This is a genomic window from Mesorhizobium sp. WSM2561, from assembly GCF_000513915.1.
Lineage (GTDB): Bacteria > Pseudomonadota > Alphaproteobacteria > Rhizobiales > Rhizobiaceae > Mesorhizobium > Mesorhizobium muleiense.
The window spans coordinates 1-21186 of the sequence record NZ_AZUX01000066.1; the positions used below are offsets into that span (position 1 = coordinate 1).

At 62.3% G+C, this 21186-nt stretch carries 18 protein-coding genes and 1 tRNA gene; 17 read left to right on the forward strand and 2 right to left on the reverse strand.

All coding sequences use genetic code 11. The features are described 5' to 3' along the window. The 13 genes from M727_RS0130950 to rpoC form a co-directional block, all read left to right on the forward strand. Nucleotides 1–433: EF-Tu/IF-2/RF-3 family GTPase (locus tag M727_RS0130950; RefSeq protein ID WP_027154044.1), on the forward strand; the 433-nt coding region annotated here is incomplete at its 5' end. Between the two features lie 187 nt (nt 434–620). Further along, nucleotides 621–2288, forward strand: coding sequence for a hypothetical protein (locus M727_RS0130955; protein ID WP_027155817.1), 1668 nt, complete (start codon nt 621–623; stop codon nt 2286–2288). 42 nt (nt 2289–2330) lie between these two features. Continuing rightward, complete coding sequence (locus tag M727_RS43460; protein WP_245269067.1) at nt 2331–2657, forward strand: metal-dependent hydrolase; 327 nt, start codon at nt 2331–2333, stop codon at nt 2655–2657. A 44-nt stretch (nt 2658–2701) separates the two neighbouring features. Further along, nucleotides 2702–2881, forward strand: a complete 180-nt coding sequence (locus M727_RS43465) for a hypothetical protein (protein ID WP_245269069.1) — start codon at nt 2702–2704, stop codon at nt 2879–2881. Nucleotides 2882–2916: 35 nt separating this feature from the next. Then, nucleotides 2917–2992: transfer RNA gene (locus M727_RS0130965), tRNA-Trp, on the forward strand. 373 nt (nt 2993–3365) lie between these two features. After that, a complete protein-coding gene (gene secE, locus M727_RS0130970) occupies nt 3366–3569 on the forward strand; it encodes a preprotein translocase subunit SecE (protein ID WP_013531408.1) in 204 nt (67 codons plus the stop codon). Between the two features lie 27 nt (nt 3570–3596). Next, a complete protein-coding gene (gene nusG / locus M727_RS0130975; protein ID WP_006333333.1) occupies nt 3597–4124 on the forward strand; it encodes a transcription termination/antitermination protein NusG in 528 nt (175 codons plus the stop codon). A 169-nt stretch (nt 4125–4293) separates the two neighbouring features. Beyond that, entirely contained in the window at nt 4294–4722 is a 429-nt protein-coding gene (gene rplK, locus M727_RS0130980; RefSeq protein WP_023798121.1) for a 50S ribosomal protein L11, read from the forward strand. A gap of 4 nt (nt 4723–4726) precedes the next feature. Beyond that, nucleotides 4727–5425, forward strand: a complete 699-nt coding sequence (gene rplA, locus M727_RS0130985; RefSeq protein ID WP_027155818.1) for a 50S ribosomal protein L1 — start codon at nt 4727–4729, stop codon at nt 5423–5425. 413 nt (nt 5426–5838) lie between these two features. Further along, nucleotides 5839–6357, forward strand: a complete 519-nt coding sequence (gene rplJ, locus M727_RS0130990; RefSeq protein ID WP_023798119.1) for a 50S ribosomal protein L10 — start codon at nt 5839–5841, stop codon at nt 6355–6357. 54 nt (nt 6358–6411) lie between these two features. Then, a complete protein-coding gene (gene rplL / locus M727_RS0130995; RefSeq protein WP_023680442.1) occupies nt 6412–6789 on the forward strand; it encodes a 50S ribosomal protein L7/L12 in 378 nt (125 codons plus the stop codon). A 253-nt stretch (nt 6790–7042) separates the two neighbouring features. Further along, nucleotides 7043–11179 (forward strand): DNA-directed RNA polymerase subunit beta, encoded by a 4137-nt coding sequence (rpoB, locus tag M727_RS0131000; RefSeq protein WP_027155819.1) that lies wholly within the window; start codon nt 7043–7045, stop codon nt 11177–11179. Between the two features lie 187 nt (nt 11180–11366). Next, nucleotides 11367–15563: a DNA-directed RNA polymerase subunit beta' gene (rpoC, locus tag M727_RS0131005; RefSeq protein ID WP_027155820.1), complete on the forward strand. Its 4197-nt coding sequence runs from the start codon at nt 11367–11369 to the stop codon at nt 15561–15563. A gap of 343 nt (nt 15564–15906) precedes the next feature. Here rpoC and M727_RS0131010 read toward each other — a convergent pair whose 3' ends face one another. Together M727_RS0131010 and M727_RS0131015 are read right to left on the reverse strand one after the other, a co-directional pair. Continuing rightward, nucleotides 15907–16842 (reverse strand): Gfo/Idh/MocA family oxidoreductase, encoded by a 936-nt coding sequence (locus tag M727_RS0131010; protein ID WP_027155821.1) that lies wholly within the window; start codon nt 16840–16842, stop codon nt 15907–15909. 110 nt (nt 16843–16952) lie between these two features. Then, nucleotides 16953–17234: a hypothetical protein gene (locus tag M727_RS0131015; RefSeq protein ID WP_023798115.1), complete on the reverse strand. Its 282-nt coding sequence runs from the start codon at nt 17232–17234 to the stop codon at nt 16953–16955. A 462-nt stretch (nt 17235–17696) separates the two neighbouring features. On the opposite strand from M727_RS0131015, the gene rpsL reads away from it, so the two are divergent. From rpsL to M727_RS38310, 4 genes are all read left to right on the forward strand, one after another. Then, complete coding sequence (rpsL, locus tag M727_RS0131020) at nt 17697–18068, forward strand: 30S ribosomal protein S12 (protein WP_006333356.1); 372 nt, start codon at nt 17697–17699, stop codon at nt 18066–18068. A gap of 85 nt (nt 18069–18153) precedes the next feature. Beyond that, the gene (rpsG, locus tag M727_RS0131025; RefSeq protein ID WP_008875664.1) at nt 18154–18624 is read left to right on the forward strand and encodes a 30S ribosomal protein S7; all 471 of its coding nucleotides are present in this window, start codon (nt 18154–18156) and stop codon (nt 18622–18624) included. A gap of 30 nt (nt 18625–18654) precedes the next feature. Further along, a complete protein-coding gene (fusA, locus tag M727_RS0131030) occupies nt 18655–20745 on the forward strand; it encodes an elongation factor G (protein WP_023798114.1) in 2091 nt (696 codons plus the stop codon). A 66-nt stretch (nt 20746–20811) separates the two neighbouring features. After that, the coding region (locus M727_RS38310; protein ID WP_156941579.1) for a GTP-binding protein at nt 20812–21186 on the forward strand (375 nt) is incomplete at its 3' end.

A 21186-nucleotide genomic window follows, 5' to 3' on the forward strand; every position in this document is an offset into this window, starting at 1 on the left:
CACCAAGACGACCTGCACCGGCGTCGAGATGTTCCGCAAGCTGCTCGACCAGGGCCAGGCCGGCGACAACATCGGCGCGCTGCTGCGCGGTGTCGACCGTGAAGGTGTCGAGCGCGGCCAGGTTCTGGCCAAGCCGGGCACGGTCAAGCCGCACAAGAAGTTCGTCGCCGAAGCCTACATCCTGACCAAGGACGAGGGCGGCCGTCACACGCCGTTCTTCACCAANTACCGGCCGCAGTTCTACTTCCGCACGACCGACGTGACCGGCATCGTGTCGCTGCCGGAAGGCACCGAGATGGTGATGCCGGGCGACAACATCACCGTCGATGTCGAGCTGATCGTGCCGATCGCCATGGAAGAGAAGCTGCGCTTCGCCATCCGTGAAGGCGGCCGCACCGTCGGTGCCGGCATCGTCGTCACCATCAAAGAGTAGTGGGCGCCGGCGTTGGCCGGTCAGATCGAATGCAAAAAGGGCGGTCCTCGGGCTGCCCTTTTTGCTTATTTGCGTACACACGACTTGCCTTTTTAGGTATAGCCGGCGCCTGCGGCGTCGTCGCAAAACCCTATTGCAAGCCTTCAAAGCTGAACTAGTATAGATTGCATTGCGGGGGGCTTCCCGAATGGTTTCGTGGCACCGTCTGAATGGCCAGACATGGTGGATGCTAGGGGTGATCTGCCTGGCGTCGTTCCTGGTCATGGGACACGCTGCCTTCGCGGCGAACACCAGAAAATCCGCGCCGGATCTTGGTCCGACGATGCGGTTTGTCGTCGTCCGCAGCAGCGCGCCTGGTTGCGAACCGACCTGCCCGGAATGGATATCGGCTGAAGGCTCGATAGAGGCCGGCACGCCGGCCCTGTTCAAACGCACGCTCAAGGGGCTTGGTGGCCGAAAACTACCCGTTGTCGTGGATTCTCCCGGCGGCAACGTCGAAGCGGCGCTGGCGCTTGGCCGGCTGCTCCGCAGGAACAAGCTCGATATCGCGGTCGGTAAAACCCGGTTCACCGGCTGCCAGCCCGATGCCAAGGACTGCAAGGAAAACGACGGCAAGGGCGCTCGCTATTTCGGCAATGCCTATGCCGGCGGCGCCATCTGCAATTCCGCCTGTCCGCTGATGTTTGCCGGCGGCATCAGGCGCGTCGTCGGGCAATGGGCCTTTCTCGGCGTGCATCAGATCACCACGACCTACATCCGGACGAAATTGCAGTACCGGACCACCTATCGCGTGGTCAGAGGCAAGAAGAAGATCCTCAGCAAGAAGATCGTCGGCCGCAAGAACGCCGGCAGCTACAAGACCTACGAGATGAGCAAGTCGGTGGAGAAAAGACTGGCTGCCTATCTGAACGAAATGGGCGTCGGCCAGGCCGTGCTCGAGACGATGAAGAACACGCCGGCCAGCAGCATCCAGCAGCTGGCTCCCTACGACATGCTGCAGGCGAAGCTCGTGACCAGCCTGGATGCCGTCGACCTGCTGACCGCGCCAACCCTGTGCAACACCGATCCGGTGGCCGCGAACTGCAGGGAAATACCGGCGCCGGCCGGCGACGTGGTGGCGTACGCCAAGCCCGCTCCCGCCGCGCCGGTCGAACCTGAAACCGGGCAGCGGGCCGATGTTGGCGATATGCGCTTCGTCCTGGTTCGCGGCAGAAGTTTTCTCTGCGATCCCAATTGTCCCGAATGGATCTCGGCGGAAGGCACGATCAGCGCTCAAACGCCGGAACGGCTGCGCCAACTGCTGGACACGATCGGTGACCGGCGACTTCCCGTGGTGATCAACTCGCCGGGAGGCGACGTGCTCGGCGCTCTGGCCGCCGGAAGGTTGATCCGAGAACGCAAGCTCGACGTGGCGGTTGCGCGGACGGACTTCATTGGATGCGAGCCGGACAAGGCGGATTGCACCGCCGAGGATGGCGTCCATGTCGGGCTGACGATCGATGCGAGCGGCGCGTGTGGCGCGGCCTGTCCGATCATGCTTGCCGGCGGTGTCAGACGCCTTGTCGGTCCTCGCGCGCAGTTGACCGTGCACCCGATCGGGTTGGAGCAGCGGGTCAAAACCTATCTCAGGGATATGGCGGTCGGATCCGGTCTGCTGGTGGCGATGCGGTCGGTGCCGGCCTCGCGCCATCGGCAGCTCGAACCCGAGACGATGCTGAAAGTCGGGCTGACGACCGGGCTTGGTTCGGCCGATGAATTTACCGGCCCGACCATCTGCAAGTCGCAGCCAATGCCGGAGAATTGCCGCGTCGTGTCGACGTCCGAGGTTCAGGCCGAGGCGGCCGTCAAGCTGTAAGGCGCAGTCACGCCCCAGCCGAGCGCGATAGGGCGAGGCGGGTTGTCCTTCCTGAATGCGCCACAATCCGCCGCGACGTTCGACCGATTCGGCAATGAACAAGGTTTGACGATGCTGATCGCTCATCTTCCGGCTGGCTACATACTCGGTACTTTCGCACGAAACCGTTGGCCCGGCAGATCGGGGATCATGGCGGCGGCAATGCTCGGCAGCGTCGTCCCCGACCTCGACATGGTCTATTTCCATTTTGTCGATGGCGGACGAACCCATCACCACGCCTACGTCACGCACTGGCCGCTCTTCTGGGCAGCGGTTGGCGGGATCCGCGATATCTGGCCCCCGTCGGCGCCTTCTTTGCCGCCGCAATGATATACATGATCCTGGACTCAGTGGCGTCGCCTATCATGTGGCTAATGCCGTTCGACCGGCGCGCGCTCGAACTCGTCACGGTTCCGGCGATGTATCGCAACTGGGTCATGAGCTTCATGTTGCATTGGACTTTTGCCCTCGAACTTCTGATATGCGCCTGGGCGCTGGCCCTCGGATTTCGACGATTGCAGCCCGTCGCGGCCACGCCTGAAAACTCGACTTGAGTTCTTGTCCGCTTTATGAAATAGCAGCGCGCGATACGGGCATAGCTCAGTTGGTAGAGCGGCGGTCTCCAAAACCGCAGGTCGTAGGTTCGAGCCCTGCTGCCCGTGCCATTTTTCGAAATGGCCAATTCATGAAAAAATCTCTGGTCTTCCGCGCATCGACCTTTTGAAAATCGCGCGGTGGCTTGCCATATAGGCTGTCTTGAGGCATAAGAGCGCCATAGCCGGAACGGGACGACTGGATGGTTCCGAGGCGGCGTTTGGCATAAAGCGGACACTTGCCACTTGCGTGGATCAAGAATCGGTTTTATGTAGACGAAACAGACACGCGACGCGTGGAGCTGGGAAGCCGGCTTTACGCGTCCGATTTGCATGGGCGAAATGATTGCGCTGATTCGGCGCGAACACAGGCTCAGGCGGCACATCCCGGCCAGCGGGATCATCCAGGAGATCCGGTCAACGGGTCTTGCAGACAGAGCGGCACATGGCTTCGAAAACCACAAATCCTTTCGTCTTTCTCCAGCAGGTTCGCGCGGAGACCGCCAAGGTGACTTGGCCGTCGCGTCGCGAAACGATGATCTCGACGGTGATGGTTCTGGCGTTCGCTGTGATCGCGATGATCTTTTTCTTTACTGCCGATCAGCTCATGGGCCTCGCGGTCGAGCAGATTCTGGGCATTGGACGCTGAGTCCGGCGATTACGGAGAAGCCTTGAAATGACTGCGCGGTGGTACATCGTCCACGCCTATTCGAACTTTGAAAAAAAGGTCGCTGAGGACATCGAGAACAAGGCCAAGCAGAAAGGCCTGTCCGCTGATATCGAGCAGATCGTGGTGCCGACCGAGAAGGTCGTCGAGATACGCCGCGGCCGCAAGGTCGATGCCGAGCGCAAGTTCTTCCCGGGCTACGTGCTGCTGAAGGCCAACCTGACCGACGCAGTGTTCTCGCTCGTGAAGAACACGCCGAAGGTCACCGGCTTCCTGGGTGATTCGAAGCCGGTGCCGATCACCGAGGCCGAGGCACAGCGCATCCTGAACCAGGTGCAGGAAGGCGTCGAGCGGCCGAAGCCGTCGGTGACTTTCGAGATCGGCGAGGCGATCCGCGTCTCGGACGGTCCGTTCGCCTCGTTCAACGGTTTCGTCCAGGAAGTGGACGAGGAGCGGGCGCGGCTCAAGGTGGAAGTTTCGATCTTCGGGCGCGCCGTGCCGGTCGATCTCGAATTCGGACAGGTCGAAAAGGGCTGATCCGAAATGCTTGTCGCCAATTCGGCGGTGAGGGAGGCGGCGTGGAAATCGCCGCCAAAACGGGTGGGAGGCGAATGCGGCTTTAGCCCGCTGCAGGAACCGCACCACCAGACTGCAACCGCCGGTGTTGCCCAGATTTGGGGCCGGCATGAGATAAAGGCAGGAAGAGATGGCTAAGAAAATTGCAGGCCAGCTCAAGCTCCAGGTTTCCGCGGGCTCGGCGACGCCGTCGCCCCCGATCGGACCGGCGCTTGGTCAGCGCGGCATCAACATCATGGAGTTCTGCAAGGCGTTCAACGCGCAGACCCAGGAAATGGAAAAGGGATCGCCGGTTCCGGTCGTGATCACCTACTACCAGGACAAGTCGTTCACCTTCGTCATGAAGACGCCGCCGGTGAGCTACTTCCTGAAGAAGGCCGCAAACCTGAAGTCGGGCTCGAAGGAGCCGGGTAAGGTCAAGGCCGGCACGATCGGCCGCGACAAGGTGCGCGCCATCGCCGAGCAGAAGATGAAGGATCTGAACGCGACCGATATCGAGGGGGCCATGCGCATGGTCGAGGGCTCCGCCCGCTCGATGGGTCTGGAAGTGGTGGGCTGAGATCATGGCAAAGATTGCAAAGCGTGTATCGAAGACCCGCGAAGGCATCGATCCCAACAAGGCCTATGCCTTGGGTGATGCGTTGAAGCTGCTCAAGGACCGGTCATCGGTGAAGTTCGACGAGACCGTTGAAATCGCGATGAACCTGGGTGTCGACCCGCGCCATGCCGACCAGATGGTCCGTGGCGTGGTCAACCTGCCGAACGGCACCGGCCGTACCGTCCGCGTCGCGGTTTTCGCGCGTGGCGACAAGGCCGAGGAAGCCAAGGCGGCCGGCGCCGATATCGTTGGCGCCGAGGATCTGGTCGACATCGTCCAGAAGGGCACGATCGACTTCGATCGCTGCATAGCCACGCCGGACATGATGCCGCTGGTCGGCCGTCTGGGCAAGGTGCTCGGCCCGCGCGGCATGATGCCGAACCCGAAGGTCGGCACTGTCACCACCGACGTTACCGCCGCCGTCAAGGCGTCGAAGGGTGGCGCGGTCGAGTTCCGCGTCGAGAAGGCCGGCATCGTTCATGGCGGCGTCGGCAAGATCTCGTTCGACGTCAAGGCGCTGGAAGAGAATGTTCGCGCCTTCGCTGACGCGGTCACCAAGGCGAAGCCGGCTGGCGCCAAGGGCAACTACGTCAAGAAGGTGTCGGTCACCTCGACGATGGGCCCTGGCCTCAAGCTCGACGTCTCGACGCTGGCAGCGTCCTGATGCGAACTATTTGGATCTGCCGCTAAAGGGCTGATCCGCAAACAGAATTCCGGGCCTCCGATTTATCTCGGCGGCCCGGTACCGGAAGTCGGAAGGCTTCCGGACATCCTGTCCGAGATTGCGGGCGGCCCCAGGCCTTGGTTCAAGGGGGGCCTTAATTCATGCGGGCCTGCATGAGACGGGTGAAGACCGGACAACGGAGCGACTGCTCCAATGAAAGGTTCGAACCGTGTTTGCCTTTTGTCTGCGCACCATTCGGCTTGCCGGCTGGTGTGGCGAAAGGGGGCAGGATCCTCGAGCGTCGTTCGGGAGATCCGTTACTGGATGGCCCGGCCGGCAAAAGGCAACCCGACACCTGTCCTCGTAATGGGAATGTTCCCGTTAACAGGATTGGGGTCAACTGGAGATAGGCAGTGGACAGAGCGGAAAAACGCGAACTCGTCACGGGCCTGAATGAAGCGTTTTCGGGCGCTGGTTCAGTCGTCGTGGCCCACTACGCCGGTATTACCGTCGCGCAAATGAACGACCTTCGGTCGAAAATGCGTGTCGCCGGTGGCACCGTCAAAGTCGCGAAGAACCGTCTCGCCAAAATCGCTCTTCAGGGCACGGACTCCGCATCGATCATCGACCTGTTCAAGGGACAGACGCTGATCGCCTATTCGGAGGATCCGATTGCGGCGCCGAAGGTCGCGTCCGATTTCGCCAAGGGAAATGACAAGCTCGTCATTCTCGGCGGCGCAATGGGCACCACCTCGCTCAACGCCGACGGTGTGAAGGCACTCGCCACACTTCCGTCGCTCGATGAGCTGCGCGCCAGGCTGGTGGGCATGATCGCCACGCCGGCAACCCGGATCGCCCAGATCGTCAATGCGCCTGCGGCTTCGGTCGCGCGCGTCATCGGCGCTTACGCCCGGAAGGACGAGGCGGCATGAGGCCGTTCCTCGCTATCACAAACACACGTTCGAACCTTATGAAGGAATATTGCAATGGCTGATCTGGCAAAGATCGTAGACGACCTTTCGAAGCTGACCGTCCTCGAGGCGGCCGAGCTGTCGAAGCTTCTGGAAGAAAAGTGGGGCGTTTCCGCTGCTGCTCCGGTGGCGGTTGCTGCCGCCGGCGGTGCTGCGGCTGCAGCTGCTCCGGTCGAGGAAAAGACGGAATTCGACGTCGTCCTCACCGAGGCGGGCGCTCAGAAGATCAACGTCATCAAGGAAGTTCGCGCCATCACCGGTCTTGGCCTCAAGGAAGCCAAGGACCTGGTCGAGGCGGCTCCGAAGCCGGTCAAGGAAGCTGTTTCCAAGGCCGACGCGGACAAGTTCAAGGCCCAGCTGGAAGCAGCCGGCGCCAAGGTCGAACTGAAGTAAGCGTTTGATATCGGCGGGCGGCTACGCGCCGTCCGCCACTCCCTTGGCGCGAAGGGAGGCTGCGTAACGCGAAGAGTACGAAAACCTCTTTCCTGAGGGCCGTGAACCGGCCTTCAGGAAACGGGTTTTCTCCCGTTTTGGCCGGCCACCGACAGGTGGCGGGTGAACAAATAAAGGCCGCCGCCGAAGGTGGCCGAGAATGCAAGGCGAGCCGCGGCGAGGCTCGCCCCGAGAATCGAGCTAAGGAGCGACGATGGCCCAGACACAAACTTTCAATGGCCGCAGACGCGTACGCAAATTCTTCGGAAAGATTCCGGAAGTTGCGGAGATGCCGAACCTGATCGAGGTTCAGAAGGCATCCTATGACCAGTTCCTGATGGTCGAGGAGCCCAAGGGCGGGCGTCCTGACGAGGGACTGCAGGCGGTTTTCAAATCGGTGTTCCCGATTTCCGACTTTTCCGGCTCCTCGATGCTGGAATTCGTGAAGTACGAGTTCGAAGCACCGAAATTCGACGTTGACGAATGCCGTCAGCGCGACCTGACCTATGCCGCGCCACTCAAGGTGACGCTGCGCCTCATCGTGTTCGATATCGACGAGGATACCGGCGCCAAGTCGATCAAGGACATCAAGGAGCAGGACGTCTACATGGGCGACATGCCGCTCATGACCTTGAACGGCACCTTCATCGTCAATGGCACCGAGCGCGTCATCGTCTCGCAGATGCACCGTTCGCCGGGCGTCTTCTTCGACCATGACAAGGGCAAGTCGCACTCGTCGGGCAAGCTGCTGTTTGCCGCGCGCGTCATCCCCTATCGCGGTTCGTGGCTCGACATCGAGTTCGACTCGAAGGACGTCGTGCACGCCCGCATCGACCGCCGCCGCAAGATTCCGGTGACGTCGCTGCTGATGGCGCTCGGCATGGACGCCGAGGAGATCCTGTCGACCTTCTACAACAAGATCACCTACAAGCGCGCCGGCGACCACTGGCGCATCCCGTTCAACGTCGATCGTTTCCGCGGCCTCAAGGCTGTCGGCGACCTGGTCGATGCAGACACCAACGAGGTCGTCGTCGAGGCCGGCAAGAAGATCACCGCACGCCAGGCCCGTCAGCTCGGCGAAAAGGGTCTCAAGGCGATCAAGGCGACCGACGAGGATCTGCTCGGCAACTACCTTGCCGAGGACATCGTCAACTATGCGACCGGCGAGATTTTCCTCGAAGCCGGCGACGAGATCGACGAAAAGACGCTAAAAGTGCTTCTCGCCGCCGGCGACGACGAGATCAAGGTCCTCGACATCGACCACGTCAATGTTGGCGCCTATATCCGCAACACGCTCAACGTCGACAAGAACGAGAGCCGCCAGGACGCGCTGTTCGACATCTACCGCGTCATGCGCCCCGGCGAGCCGCCGACGCTGGAAACCGCCGAAGCCATGTTCAACTCGCTGTTCTTCGACAGCGAGCGCTATGATCTGTCGGCCGTCGGCCGCGTCAAGATGAACATGCGCCTCGAGCTCAAGGCCGAGGACACCGTGCGCGTGCTGCGCAAGGACGACATCCTGGCCGTGGTCAAGACGCTGGTCGAACTGCGCGACGGCAAGGGTGAGATCGACGACATCGACAATCTCGGCAATCGCCGCGTGCGCTCGGTCGGCGAACTGATGGAGAACCAGTACCGCGTCGGCCTGTTGCGCATGGAGCGCGCGATCAAGGAACGCATGTCCTCGATCGAGATCGATACGGTGATGCCGCAGGACCTGATCAACGCCAAGCCGGCGGCTGCCGCCGTGCGCGAGTTCTTCGGTTCCTCGCAGCTGTCGCAGTTCATGGACCAGACCAACCCGCTGTCGGAGATCACCCACAAGCGCCGTCTCTCGGCGCTTGGACCCGGTGGCCTGACCCGGGAGCGCGCCGGCTTCGAGGTGCGCGACGTGCACCCGACGCATTACGGCCGCATCTGCCCGATCGAGACGCCGGAAGGCCCGAACATCGGTCTGATCAACTCGCTGGCCACCTTTGCGCGCGTCAACAAGTATGGCTTCATCGAGAGCCCGTACCGCAAGATCGTCAACGGCAAGCTGACCAATGAGGTCGTCTATCTGTCGGCGATGGAAGAGGCCAAGCACCACGTCGCGCAGGCCAATGCCGAGCTCGACAAGAATGGTGGTTTCGTCGACGAATTCGTCATTTGCCGCAATGCCGGCGAAGTGATGATGGCGCCGCGCGAAAACGTCGATCTGATGGACGTGTCGCCCAAGCAGATGGTGTCGGTGGCCGCGGCGCTGATCCCGTTCCTCGAGAACGACGACGCCAACCGCGCGCTGATGGGCTCGAACATGCAGCGTCAGGCCGTGCCGCTGGTGCGCGCCGAAGCGCCGTTCGTCGGCACCGGCATGGAGCCGATCGTCGCCCGTGACTCCGGCGCCGCCATCGGCGCCCGCCGCGGCGGCATCGTCGACCAGGTCGACGCGACGCGTATCGTCATCCGCGCCACGGAAGATCTCGATCCCGGCAAGTCGGGCGTCGACATCTACCGGCTGATGAAGTTCCAGCGTTCGAACCAGAACACCTGCATCAACCAGCGTCCGCTGGTGCGCATGGGCGACCTGGTCAACAAGGGCGACATCATCGCCGACGGTCCGTCGACCGAGCTTGGCGATCTGGCGCTCGGCCGCAACGTGCTGGTCGCGTTCATGCCGTGGAACGGTTACAACTACGAGGACTCGATCCTCTTGTCCGAGCGCATCGTCGCCGACGACGTCTTCACCTCGATCCACATCGAGGAGTTCGAGGTCATGGCGCGGGATACCAAGCTCGGGCCGGAGGAAATCACCCGCGACATTCCCAATGTCTCGGAAGAAGCGCTGAAGAACCTCGACGAGGCTGGCATCGTCTATATCGGTGCCGAAGTGCAGCCGGGCGACATCCTGGTTGGCAAGATCACGCCGAAGGGCGAAAGCCCGATGACGCCGGAAGAAAAGCTTCTGCGCGCCATTTTTGGCGAAAAGGCATCGGACGTGCGTGACACCTCCATGCGCATGCCGCCTGGGACCTTCGGCACCGTCGTCGAAGTGCGCGTCTTCAACCGCCACGGTGTGGAGAAGGACGAGCGCGCCATGGCGATCGAGCGCGAGGAGATCGAACGCCTCGCCAAGGACCGCGACGACGAGCAGGCGATTCTCGACCGCAACGTCTATTCGCGCCTGTCCGACGTTCTCGTCGGCAAGGATGCGATTGCCGGGCCGAAGGGTTTCAAGAAGGGCTCGAAGCTGTCGAAGGATACGCTCGACGAGTATCCGCGTTCGCAGTGGTGGCAGTTTGCGGTGGAGAACGAAAAGCTCCAGAGCGAACTGGAAGCCCTGCGCGGCCAGTACGACGATTCCAAGAAGGCGCTCGAACAGCGCTTCATGGACAAGGTCGAGAAGGTGCAGCGCGGCGACGAGATGCCTCCCGGCGTCATGAAGATGGTCAAGGTCTTCGTGGCCGTGAAGCGCAAGATGCAGCCCGGCGACAAGATGGCCGGCCGGCACGGCAACAAGGGTGTCGTGTCGCGGATCGTTCCGGTCGAGGACATGCCGTTCCTCGAGGACGGCACGCATGCCGATATCGTGCTCAACCCGCTGGGTGTGCCGAGCCGCATGAATGTCGGCCAGATCCTGGAGACGCATCTGGGCTGGGCTTGCGCCGGAATGGGCAGGAAGATCGGCGAGCTGATCGACGCGTACAAGACAGGCGGCGACATCAAGCCGCTGCGCAAGACGCTCGAGAGCTTCATGCCGGCCAACGACCGCAACGAGCCGGTCCGCGACTATGACGACGAGAGCGTCGTTCGCCTCAGCGAGCAGATGCGCCGCGGCGTCTCTATCGCGACACCGGTGTTCGACGGCGCGCACGAGGCCGACATCAACATCATGCTGGAGCAGGCGGGCCTGCACACCAGCGGTCAGTCGCAGCTCTATGACGGACGCACCGGCGAGCCGTTCGATCGCAAAGTGACGATGGGCTACATATATATGCTCAAGCTTCACCATCTTGTGGACGACAAGATCCACGCGCGTTCGATCGGGCCGTACTCGCTCGTTACCCAGCAGCCGCTGGGCGGCAAGGCGCAGTTCGGTGGCCAGCGCTTCGGCGAGATGGAGGTCTGGGCGCTCGAAGCGTACGGCGCCGCCTACACGCTGCAGGAGATGCTGACGGTGAAGTCGGACGACGTCGCCGGCCGCACCAAGGTCTATGAGGCGATCGTCAGAGGCGACGACACCTTCGAGGCCGGCATCCCCGAGAGCTTCAACGTTCTCGTCAAGGAAATGCGGTCTCTGGGCCTCAATGTCGAGCTGGAGAACACCAAGCTCGATGACAACCCGATCCGGCTGCCCGACGCGGCCGAATAAGCAAGACGTCCGGTCGCGGATCCCCGCGACCGGACGCCGAGCATGATCCCGAAAAGTGGTTACCGGTTTTCGGCCAAGATCATGCTCAAACAGGAAAGTTTCTTCGGCCGATGGCCGATCAAGTCGGCGGGCGTTTGGCCCGCGCTAGATGCAAGGGGTTTTCGATGACCCCGAAAAGGAGAACGGCATGAACCAAGAGGTCATGAATCTCTTCAATCCCCAGGCGCCTGCACAGGTGTTCGATTCCATCCGGATTTCGCTCGCCAGCCCTGAGAAGATTCTGTCCTGGTCGTTTGGCGAGATCAAGAAGCCGGAGACCATCAACTACCGCACCTTCAAGCCGGAGCGCGACGGCCTGTTCTGCGCGCGCATTTTCGGCCCGATCAAGGACTACGAATGCCTGTGCGGCAAGTACAAGCGCATGAAGTACAAGGGCGTCATCTGCGAGAAGTGCGGCGTCGAAGTCACGCTGTCGCGCGTCCGTCGCGAGCGCATGGGCCATATCGAGCTGGCCGCGCCGGTCGCCCATATCTGGTTCCTGAAGTCGCTGCCGTCGCGTATCGGCACGCTGCTCGACATGACGCTGAAGGACATCGAGCGCGTTCTCTACTTCGAGAACTACATCGTCACCGAGCCCGGCCTGACCGCGCTGAAGGAGCACCAGCTCCTCAGCGAGGAAGAATACATGATGGCCGTCGACGAATATGGCGAGGATAGCTTCACCGCCATGATCGGCGCCGAGGCCATCCACGACCTTCTGGCCGGCATGGACCTGGAGAAGATCGCCGGCGACCTGCGTTCGGAGCTGGCTTCGACTACATCCGAGCTCAAGCAGAAGAAGTATCTGAAGCGGCTCAAGGTCGTCGAGAACTTCATGGAGTCCGGCAACCGTCCGGAATGGATGATCATGAAGGTGGTGCCGGTGATCCCGCCGGACCTGCGCCCGCTGGTTCCCCTGGACGGCGGCCGCTTCGCCACGTCCGATCTCAACGATCTCTATCGCCGCGTCATCAACCGCAACAACCGCCTGAAGCGGCTGATCGAGCTGCGCGCGCCCGGCATCATCGTGCGCAATGAAAAGCGCATGCTGCAGGAAGCCGTCGACGCGCTGTTCGACAACGGCCGTCGCGGCCGCGTCATCACCGGCGCCAACAAGCGCCCGCTGAAGTCGCTGTCCGACATGCTGAAGGGCAAGCAGGGCCGGTTCCGCCAGAACCTGCTCGGCAAGCGCGTCGACTATTCCGGCCGCTCGGTCATCGTGACCGGTCCGGAGCTCAAGCTGCACCAGTGCGGCCTGCCGAAGAAGATGGCGCTCGAACTGTTCAAGCCCTTCATCTATGCCCGTCTCGACGCCAAGGGTTATTCCTCGACCGTCAAGCAGGCGAAGAAGCTGGTCGAGAAGGAGCGTCCGGAGGTCTGGGATATCCTCGACGAGGTTATCCGCGAGCATCCGGTGCTCTTGAACCGTGCGCCGACGCTGCACCGCCTCGGCATCCAGGCGTTCGAGCCGATCCTGATCGAAGGCAAGGCGATCCAGCTTCACCCGCTGGTCTGCACGGCTTTCAACGCCGATTTCGACGGCGACCAGATGGCGGTTCACGTGCCGCTGTCGCTGGAAGCGCAGCTTGAAGCCCGCGTGCTGATGATGTCGACCAACAACATCCTGCACCCGGCTTCCGGCGCGCCGATCATCGTGCCGTCGCAGGACATGGTTCTGGGTCTCTACTATCTGTCGATCGTCAACCAGAACGAGCCGGGCGAGGGCATGGTGTTTGCCGACATGGGCGAACTGCAGCACGCGCTCGAGACCAAGGCGGTGACGCTGCACTCCAAGATCAAGGGCCGCTTCCGCACGGTCGATGCGGACGGCAAGGTCGTGTCGAAGATCTACGACACCACGCCCGGCCGCATGATCATCGGCGAGCTTCTGCCGAAGAACGTCAACGTGCCGTACGAGACCGCCAACCAGGAGATGACCAAGAAGAACATCTCCAAGATGATCGACACCGTCTACCGCCATTGCGGTCAGAAGGAGACGGTCATTTTCTGCGATCGCATCATGGCCCTCGGCTTCAGCCACGCCTGCCGCGCCGGCATCTCGTTCGGCAAGGACGACATGCTGATCCCGGATGCCAAGATCAAGCTGGTTTCCGACACCGAGGCCTTGGCCAAGGAATACGAGCAGCAGTACAATGACGGCCTGATCACGCAGGGCGAGAAGTACAACAAGGTCGTCGACGCCTGGGCCAAGTGCTCGGAAAAGGTCGCCGACGAGATGATGGCCCGCATCAAGGCGGTCGAGTTCGAGGACAATGGCCGTCAAAAGCCAATGAACTCGATCTACATGATGTCGCACTCCGGTGCGCGTGGCTCGCCCACCCAGATGCGCCAGCTTGCCGGTATGCGCGGCCTGATGGCCAAGCCGAGCGGTGAAATCATCGAGACGCCGATCATCTCCAACTTCAAGGAAGGCCTGACCGTGCTCGAGTATTTCAACTCGACCCACGGCGCCCGCAAGGGTCTGGCCGACACCGCCTTGAAGACGGCGAACTCGGGTTACCTCACCCGTCGTCTGGTCGACGTGGCTCAGGACTGCATCGTCAACTCCGTCGACTGCGGCACCGACAAGGGCCTCACCATGCAGCCGATCGTCGATGCCGGCCAGGTCGTCGCTTCCGTCGGCCAGCGGGTTCTCGGCCGCACGGCGCTCGACGACATCACGCATCCGGTGACGGGTGAGGTTCTGGTCAAGGCCGGAACGCTGATGGACGAACGCGACGTCGAGCAGATCGAAAAGGCCGGCGTCCAGTCGGTCCGCATCCGCTCGGCGCTGACTTGCGACGTCAGGGTCGGTGTCTGCGCTGTCTGCTACGGACGCGATCTGGCCCGCGGCACCCCGGTCAACCAGGGCGAGGCTGTCGGCGTCATCGCGGCGCAGTCGATCGGCGAGCCGGGCACCCAGCTCACCATGCGTACCTTCCACATGGGCGGTACGGCGCAGGTGGTGGACTCGTCGTTCCTTGAAGCCTCGTATGAGGGCAAGGTCGAGATCCGCAACCGCAACGTGGTGCGCAACTCCGACGGCCAGCAGATGGTCATGGGCCGCAACATGGCGGTGCTGATCCTCGACGAGGCCGGCAAGGAGCGCGCCACGCACCGCCTCACCTATGGTTCGCGCATCTTCGTGGACGATGGCGACAAGGTGAAGCGCGGCCAGCGCATCGCCGAGTGGGATCCCTATACCCGCCCGGTCCTCACCGAAATCGAGGGCAAGGTGGCGTTCGAGGATCTGGTCGACGGCATTTCCGTGCAGGAAACGGCCGACGAATCGACCGGCATCACCAAGCGCGAGGTCATCGACTGGCGTTCGACGCCACGCGGCAACGACCTCAAGCCGGCGATCGTCGTCCAGGACGCCAAGGGCAAGGTCGGCAAACTGTCGAAGGGCGGCGACGCTCGCTTCCTGCTCTCGGTCGAGGCCATTCTTTCGGTCGAGCCGGGTGCACAGGTTCGCCCCGGCGACGTGCTGGCGCGTATCCCGATGGAAAGCGCCAAGACCAAGGACATCACCGGTGGTCTGCCGCGTGTTGCCGAACTGTTCGAGGCACGCCGTCCGAAGGATCACGCCATCATCGCCGAGATCGATGGCACGATCCGCTTCGGCCGCGACTACAAGAACAAGCGACGCATCATCATCGAGCCGCATGACTCGACGCTTGAGCCGGTCGAATACCTGATCCCGAAGGGCAAGCCGTTCCATCTCCAGGACGGCGACGTCATCGAGAAGGGCGACTACATCCTCGACGGCAATCCGGCGCCGCACGACATCCTGGCGATCAAGGGCGTTGAGGCGCTTGCCTCCTACCTCGTCAACGAGATCCAGGAGGTCTACCGTCTGCAGGGCGTGTCGATCAACGACAAGCACATCGAGGTGATCGTTCGCCAGATGCTGCAGAAGGTCGAGATCACTGCGCAGGGCGACTCGACCTACATTCCGGGCGACCACGTCGACGTGATCGAGCTGGAAGAGGTCAACGAGCGCCTGGTCGAAGACGGCAAGAAGCCGGCCGAAGGCCAGCCGGTGCTGTTGGGCATCACCAAGGCCTCGCTGCAGACGCCGTCCTTCATCTCGGCCGCCTCCTTCCAGGAGACGACCCGGGTGCTGACCGAAGCGGCGGTTGCCGGCAAGACCGACATGCTGCAAGGGCTGAAGGAAAACGTCATCGTCGGCCGTCTGATCCCGGCCGGCACCGGCGGCACGATGAGCCAGATCCGGCGCATCGCCACCTCGCGCGACGAGCTGATCATCGACGAGCGCCGCAAGGCGTCGGGCGTCGAGGTCGCCGATCCGATGCTGACCGACATGGCTTCCGCCGCGCAGTAAGCGCGGCGGGTAAAGATCTCAGGCAACGAAGCCGTCGGGGCAACCCGGCGGCTTTTTTGCGTGTTGAGTTGGCGACGGACTGGAGGAGGCGTCGTCGAGCGTTGCGACTTGTTTCGATCGTCCGGCGCCGCCCCTCATTGCCCTGCCGGGCATTTCTCCCCGTAAACGGGGAGAAAGAAGCTGGCCGCAACCTTGGCGCTCTTTCTGCGACGGTGGAGATTGGCGAAATCTTTGATGACGGCGTCCTTCTCCCCGTTCACGGGAGAAGATGGCGGCAGCCAGATGAGGGGCGGCGCGACGCTTGCAGAACCGGAGCGAAGACCACTCCTTGCAGCTCCACGGCTTAATCGGAAAACGCCTCGACCACATTGCGCTTGCCGAGCATGAAGGCGTCGGCGACATGCTGGAGCGGGGCGAGATCGACGTCGGAGACGCCGGCGCGCACGATCTCGGCGAAACGCCTGTAGAGCATCGGATACTCCGCTTCCGGCTCGTCGTGAACGACGCGGCCGTCGACCGCGAGTTTTGCGCCGCCGCCCGAAAGCACCATCGCGCCCTTGTCCGTCTCGGCCAGGATGTCCCAGCTTTGCGGGCCGGTCTGGCGCCAGTCGAGTTCCATCGCCACCGGCAAGCCGTTCGAGGTGCGGAAGGCGATATGCGCGGCGATCGGGGCGGCGCGGTTTTCGGGAAAATCGAGGATCGCCGAGGTGATGAACATCGCCGGCAATATGTGGGTCGCGATCGACAGCGCGTTGATGCCGGGATCGAAGACGCCGAAGCCGCCCGGGGCCCAGATCCAGTCCTGGTTGGGGTGCCAGCGGCGCACGTCTTCCTTCCAGTTGATGGCGGCCGATCCGATCGTGGTCGAGCCTAAAAAAGCACGTGCGGCTTCCACCGCCGGCGCATAGCGCGAATGCCAGCTGGCGAACAGCGAGACGCCATTTGCCGCCGCCAGTGCTTTCAGGTCCTCGACCTCGCTGACGGTGGCGCCGGGTGGCTTTTCCAGAAAGACATGCTTTTTTGCTTCGAGTGCCGTCCGCGCGGCGTCGTAGCGGAACTGCGGCGGCATGCAGAGCGATACGGCCTCGAGTTCCGGCACGGCGTCGAGCATCGCCTCGATATCAGGAAAATTCGCGATGCCGTCGACCTTGCCGTGCCGGCTGGCGGCGGCGCTGAGCAGGTAGTCGCGGTCCTTGGCCAAGGCAGGCAGGTGCTGGTCGCGAACAATCTTTCCCACGCCGACGATGCCGAGCTTGATGGGACCGCTATTCAGGGACATGGGGACTCCGCAGGTTGATATTGCGCTTGGTTCTTAGCAGAGAACCGATGCCGGGCAAGCAGCGCGAGACCGCGACGGCCCCAAACCGCGACGGCCAGGGACATGGCTGGTCACAGCGGCACGTCGAAGGTGACGATCGACACTTCGCCTTCGAGCGCGCCCTGATAGGCCGACAAATGCGGCTCTTCGTCGGGCACGCCGTCCAGATCGCCGATCTGGTCGAGCTCCGCCTCGGCGTAGCCTTCGGCCGCGAGTGATTCGAGCGCCCGGCGCACCGCCGAATCGTCGTCGGGCGCGACCAGCATGAGGTGGACGCCTTCCGGCTTGCCGCCCTTTCTTTTCCACGCCCGGCCGGTGATGATGGTGACCGGGCGCTCATCATTGTCGTTCACGGGCCGATTCCTCCGGGCGAGGGGATTTGCGCTGTTCATATCGCTTTTTCGCATGAAGCATGGCTACGCAACAGTCGAGGGCCGGTCACTTTCTTCCTTGCTCTTGCAAAATGGCGAAAGAAAATTACATGCGCTTTTCGCATGGCTGCCAAGCCTCGGTTTCAGCGTAATATTTGGTGCTCCGGGGTTGACGGGCAACAGGCTTGCGAGTAGAAGCCGCCCAGTCAGAACCGATGTGAGGCTCTCCCTTCCGAAGCGACACGCTTTGGAGTTTGCCTCAAACAGGGTTCGTTTTACGAGCGAAAAGACATTTCCGGCGTGCATGAAGCGGTTTCCGCTTCCTCTGCCATTTGTTCGGGCAAGACCGCGAGGCGCGGTTTGTGGCCCGACTTTGCGTATGGAAATGACGCTTTGAGCGGCCCTGACCGGGCGAGACACGGAATTGAGAGACAAGAGGGTTTAATGCCTACCGTCAACCAGCTGATCCGCAAGCCGCGCATTGCGCCGGTGAAGCGCAACAAGGTCCCGGCCATGCAGCAGAACCCGCAGAAGCGGGGCGTCTGCACGCGCGTCTATACAACGACGCCGAAGAAGCCGAACTCGGCGCTGCGCAAGGTGGCCAAGATCCGCCTGACCAATGGTTTTGAAGTGATCGGCTACATCCCCGGCGAAGGCCACAACCTTCAGGAGCACTCGGTGGTGATGATTCGCGGCGGTCGCGTCAAGGATCTTCCGGGCGTCCGCTACCATATCATCCGCGGCGTGCTCGACACGCAGGGTGTGAAGAACCGCAAGCAGCGCCGTTCGAAATACGGCGCCAAGCGTCCGAAGTGACCGAAGCGTAGCCAAGGTCATCCCGGACGGCGCCAGGCGACGATCCGGGATCCAGGCCACCACGCAGAATTGAGGCAGAGAAAAAATGTCCCGTCGTCACAGTGCAGAAAAGCGTGAGATCAACCCGGACCCGAAGTTCGGCGATCTGATCGTCACCAAGTTCATGAACGCCGTCATGTATGACGGCAAGAAGTCGGTTGCCGAGACCATCGTCTACGGCGCGCTCGACCAGGTCCAGTCCAAGACCAAGCAGGAGCCGGTCACCGTCTTCCATCAGGCGCTCGACAATGTCGCGCCGCATGTGGAAGTGCGTTCGCGCCGCGTCGGCGGCGCCACCTACCAGGTTCCGGTCGACGTGCGCCCCGAGCGCCGTCAGGCGCTGGCCATCCGCTGGCTGATCGCCGCCGCCCGCAACCGCAACGAGACCACGATGGTCGACCGCCTCTCCGGCGAGCTGATGGACGCGGCCAACAACCGCGGCACCGCCGTCAAGAAGCGTGAAGACACCCACAAGATGGCAGAAGCCAACCGCGCCTTCGCGCACTACCGCTGGTAAAGCGCGAACGAGACTGAAGAGGCACCTCCCATGGCCCGCGAATATAAAATCGAAGACTACCGCAATTTCGGTATCATGGCGCATATCGACGCCGGCAAGACGACGACCACCGAGCGCGTCCTCTACTACACGGGCAAGTCGCACAAGATCGGCGAAGTCCATGACGGCGCTGCCACCATGGACTGGATGGAGCAGGAGCAGGAGCGCGGCATCACCATCACGTCCGCCGCGACCACGACCTTCTGGAAGGCTCGTGACGGCAAGATGCACCGCTTCAACATCATCGACACTCCCGGCCACGTCGACTTCACCATCGAGGTCGAGCGTTCGCTGCGCGTGCTCGACGGCGCCATTGCGCTGCTCGACGCCAACGCCGGTGTCGAGCCGCAGACGGAGACCGTCTGGCGCCAGGCCGACAAGTACCGCGTGCCGCGCATGATCTTCTGCAACAAGATGGACAAGATCGGCGCGGATTTTTATCGCTCGGTCGAAATGATCGGTTCGCGCCTCGGTGCGCAGGCTGTCGTCATGCAGCTGCCGATCGGCGCCGAGACCGAGTTCAAGGGTGTCGTCGATCTCGTCGAGATGAACGCGCTGGTCTGGCGCGACGAGACGCTGGGCGCCGCCTGGGACGTTGTCGAGATTCCGGACGACCTCAAGGCTCGTGCCGAAGAATATCGCGAGAAGATGATCGAGGCCGCCGTCGAAATGGACGAGACGGCGCTCGAGAATTACCTCGAAGGCAAGATGCCCAGCAATGACGAGATCCGCGCCCTGATCCGTAAGGGCACCATCGCGGTGAAATTCTACCCGATGTTCTGCGGCTCGGCATTCAAGAACAAGGGCGTGCAGCCGCTGCTCGACGCAGTCGTCGAATATCTGCCGTCGCCGGCCGATGTTCCGGCCATCAAGGGCGTCGATGCCAAGACCGACGCCGAGATCGAGCGTCACGCCGACGACAGCGAGCCGCTGTCGATGCTCGCCTTCAAGATCATGAACGACCCGTTCGTCGGCTCGCTCACCTTTGCCCGCATCTATTCGGGCAAGCTCACCAAGGGCATCTCGGTCGACAATACGGTGAAGGGCAAGAAGGAGCGCATCGGCCGCATGCTGCAGATGCATGCGAATTCGCGCGCTGACGTCGAAGAGGCTTTCGCCGGCGACATCGTCGCTCTGGCCGGCCTCAAGGACACGACGACTGGCGACACGCTCTGCGATCCGCTGCATCCGGTCATCCTCGAGCGCATGGAATTCCCCGATCCGGTCATCCAGATCGCGATCGAGCCGAAGACCAAGAACGACCAGGAGAAGATGGGCCTTGCGCTGCATCGCCTGGCCGCCGAGGATCCGTCCTTTCGCGTCAAGACCGACGAGGAAAGCGGCCAGACGATCATCTCCGGCATGGGCGAACTCCACCTCGACATCATCGTCGACCGCATGCGTCGCGAGTTCAAGGTCGAGGCCAATGTTGGCGCGCCGCAGGTGGCCTATCGCGAGACGATCACCCGCAGGCACGAGCAGGACTACACCCACAAGAAGCAGACCGGCGGCACCGGCCAGTTCGCCCGTGTCAAGATCCTCTTCGAGCCGAATCCGGAAAGCAGCGAATTCCTGTTCGAATCCAAGATCGTCGGCGGCGCTGTGCCGAAGGAATACATCCCCGGTGTCGAAAAGGGCATCAACAGCGTCATGACCTCTGGCCCGTTCGCCGGCTTCCCGATGATCGGCGTCAAGGCGACGCTGATCGACGGCGCCTACCATGATGTCGACTCCTCGGTGCTCGCCTTCGAAATCGCCGGCCGTGCCTGCTTCCGTGAAGCGGCGCCCAAGCTTGGCGTGCAGCTGCTCGAGCCGATCATGAAGGTCGAAGTGGTGACGCCGGAAGATTATGTCGGCAGCGTCATCGGTGATCTGAACGGCCGTCGCGGCCAGATTCAGGGCCAGGAATCGCGTGGCGTGGCGGTTGTTGTCAACGCCATGGTGCCGCTCGCCAACATGTTCAAATACGTCGACAATTTGCGCTCGATGAGCCAGGGCCGCGCGGCCTACACGATGCAGTTCGATCACTACGAGCCGGTCCCCACCGCGGTCGCTCAGGAAGTCCAGAAGAAATACGCGTAACCCCAACGGGTTGCAGCGCTAACTTAATTCAAAGCCCGCACGGGCGAGCAGGAATGGAGAGATCACATGGCAAAAGGTAAATTCGAGCGTACAAAGCCTCATGTGAACATCGGCACGATTGGCCATGTCGATCATGGCAAGACGTCGCTGACGGCGGCGATCACCAAGTATTTTGGCGAATACAAGCGCTACGACCAGATNGATGCGGCGCCCGAGGAGAAGGCGCGCGGCATCACCATCTCGACGGCGCATGTCGAATACGAGACGGCCAACCGCCACTACGCCCATGTCGACTGCCCCGGCCACGCCGACTATGTCAAGAACATGATCACCGGTGCCGCGCAGATGGACGGCGCGATCCTGGTCGTGTCGGCCGCCGACGGCCCGATGCCGCAGACCCGCGAGCACATCCTGCTGGCCCGTCAGGTCGGCGTGCCGTCG

Excerpts from the sequence above, each read along its gene's own strand:
- rpsL (WP_006333356.1), top strand. The coding sequence starts at position 17,697 with ATGCCTACCGTCAACCAGCTGATCCGCAAGCCGCGCATTGCGCCGGTG.
- secE (WP_013531408.1), top strand. The coding sequence starts at position 3,366 with ATGGCTTCGAAAACCACAAATCCTTTCGTCTTTCTCCAGCAGGTTCGC.
- M727_RS0131010 (WP_027155821.1), bottom strand. The coding sequence starts at position 16,842 with ATGTCCCTGAATAGCGGTCCCATCAAGCTCGGCATCGTCGGCGTGGGA.
- M727_RS43465 (WP_245269069.1), top strand. The coding sequence starts at position 2,702 with ATGCCGTTCGACCGGCGCGCGCTCGAACTCGTCACGGTTCCGGCGATG.
- nusG (WP_006333333.1), top strand. The coding sequence starts at position 3,597 with ATGACTGCGCGGTGGTACATCGTCCACGCCTATTCGAACTTTGAAAAA.
- rplL (WP_023680442.1), top strand. The coding sequence starts at position 6,412 with ATGGCTGATCTGGCAAAGATCGTAGACGACCTTTCGAAGCTGACCGTC.
- rplA (WP_027155818.1), top strand. The coding sequence starts at position 4,727 with ATGGCAAAGATTGCAAAGCGTGTATCGAAGACCCGCGAAGGCATCGAT.
- rpoC (WP_027155820.1), top strand. The coding sequence starts at position 11,367 with ATGAACCAAGAGGTCATGAATCTCTTCAATCCCCAGGCGCCTGCACAG.
- M727_RS0130955 (WP_027155817.1), top strand. The coding sequence starts at position 621 with ATGGTTTCGTGGCACCGTCTGAATGGCCAGACATGGTGGATGCTAGGG.
- rplK (WP_023798121.1), top strand. The coding sequence starts at position 4,294 with ATGGCTAAGAAAATTGCAGGCCAGCTCAAGCTCCAGGTTTCCGCGGGC.
- rpsG (WP_008875664.1), top strand. The coding sequence starts at position 18,154 with ATGTCCCGTCGTCACAGTGCAGAAAAGCGTGAGATCAACCCGGACCCG.
- fusA (WP_023798114.1), top strand. The coding sequence starts at position 18,655 with ATGGCCCGCGAATATAAAATCGAAGACTACCGCAATTTCGGTATCATG.
- rpoB (WP_027155819.1), top strand. The coding sequence starts at position 7,043 with ATGGCCCAGACACAAACTTTCAATGGCCGCAGACGCGTACGCAAATTC.